The 1479-nt window shown below is 59.1% G+C and carries 1 protein-coding gene; it reads left to right on the top strand.

What is annotated here, in order from left to right:
* The coding region (locus tag HY010_15865) for an IS1634 family transposase (protein ID MBI3477210.1) at nucleotides 1-1135 on the top strand (1135 nt) is incomplete at its 5' end.
* Nucleotides 1136-1479: the final 344 nt, after the last annotated feature.

Below are 1479 nucleotides of genomic sequence, written 5' to 3'. Positions count from 1 at the left end.
CGGTCACTCCCGCGACAACAAATCCGGAAACCCGCAGATCGTCTTTGGCCTGCTCACCAACTCTCAAGGTTGTCCCGTCGCCGTCGAGGTCTTTCCCGGCAATACCGGCGACCCGAAGACCGTTGCTGCCCAGGTCGACAAGCTCCGTCTTCGATTCGGTCTCTCCAATGTCGTTCTCGTCGGCGACCGCGGCATGATCACCAGCGCACGCATCCGCCAAGACTTGCCCGCCGCGCACGGTATCCAATGGATCTCTGCTCTCCGCGCCAACCAGATCCAGAAACTCGCCAAGGATGGCCAGTTGCAGATGTCCCTGTTCGACACGACGGATCTGGTCGAGATCGCTCATCCCGATTTCCCCGGCGAACGCTTGATCGCTTGCTTCAATCCCCTACTGGCCGAGGAGCGCGCCCGTAAAAGACCCGACTTGCTGGCCGCCACCGAAAAGCAGTTGGAGAAGATCGTCGTTGCCACGAAGCGTCCCAAACGTCCGCTCCGCGGCAAGCAAAACATTGGACTGCGCGCAGGCAAGATTCTCAACCGTTACAAAATGGGCAAGCACTTTCAGTTGCGTATCGAAGACGACAGTTTTCATTACCAACGCAAAACCGCCAACATCGAGCGCGAGCAAAGTTTGGACGGTATCTATGTCATCCGCACCAGTGTGGCGAAAGAAACCTTACCCAGTGAACAAGTCGTCGCCAGTTACAAGAGCTTGTCCGGCGTCGAGCGGGCCTTCCGCAGTTTGAAGACCGTCGATCTGCATGTGCGCCCCATCCATCACCGCCTGCCCGATCGCGTCCGCGCCCACATCCTGCTTTGCATGTTGGCCTATTACGTGGAGTGGCACATGCGCCAACTCCTGGCTCCCTTGCTGTTCGATGACGACGACAAGCCGCAAGCTCACGCCGCCCGCGCCTCCATCGTCGCTCCCGCACAACGCTCCAAGGCGGCCCAACTCAAGGCCAGTACCAAACAGACTGCCGACGGGCTAAAGGTGCACAGCTTTCAAACGATGCTCGGCGACCTGGCCACGATTGCCAAGAACAAAATCCAGCCCAAAGGCAAAACGCTCGCCGCCGTAAGTAGCTCTCACGATGTCGCTAAGGCGTTGTTACGGTTATACTTGCTCTGATCAGAACTTGGAACTTCGGCTTAGCAGATCGCTGGTGAAGGATTGTGGCGGCTGGTGGAAGCAAGCTCAGAAGCGCCCGCAGGAACGGCCGGGGCGCTTTTGCAGGTCATGCGGGAGGCACCTCGCGTGAGCACGGCGGATGTCGTTGTACTCGAGGAAGCCATACCGTCAGGCCGGCAACGGGTATCGAGGCAGGATCTGTTTTTTAATGATTTGGATCGCGGCGACCGGCGCGACCGTGTCCTCGCGGGACACGGCTTCTGTTTGCGGTGCTACGGGTGGATTGCCCGTCCCCCGGCTATTCGATGCCGATTACCGAGGCTAGGCGGCCAAGAACGGAAAGC

This window comes from Acidobacteriota bacterium (assembly GCA_016196065.1).
GTDB lineage: Bacteria > Acidobacteriota > Terriglobia > Terriglobales > Acidobacteriaceae > Acidiflorens.
This window is presented reverse-complemented; position numbering and strand designations above follow the sequence as displayed.